Source organism: Escherichia sp. KCJ4928 (genome assembly GCF_004352695.1).
Lineage (GTDB): Bacteria > Pseudomonadota > Gammaproteobacteria > Enterobacterales > Enterobacteriaceae > ECMA0423.
On the sequence record NZ_SJWV01000747.1, the window covers coordinates 1 to 261 of the forward strand.

A 261-nucleotide genomic window follows, 5' to 3' on the forward strand; every position below is an offset into this window, starting at 1 on the left:
GCCTGTAAGCAGGAGAGCAGACAGCAGGAGACACAGGTGTGTTTTCATTTTTTCTCCGGCGTCATAAAAGACAGATGTAAACGCCCGGCTGACTGCGAGAGTGTTGCCCGCCAGGCAGTCTGGGCTTCAGTGATACGAAGGACATCAGCAAAGGTCATGTCGCGGACGTGCAGTGAGACGGGTAAGGGGAGACGGACGCCGCTGTAGCTGAACTGCTGGCCGCGCAGACGGGCCAGTTCGTTGAGCAATTCCAGGGCATCG

The 261-nt window shown here is 57.5% G+C and carries 1 protein-coding gene; it reads right to left on the bottom strand.

Annotation, left to right across the window (positions count from 1 at the left end):
* Positions 1-44: 44 nt before the first annotated feature.
* Positions 45-261: DotD/TraH family lipoprotein (locus E0D98_RS26575; protein ID WP_165941092.1), on the bottom strand; the 217-nt coding region annotated here is incomplete at its 5' end.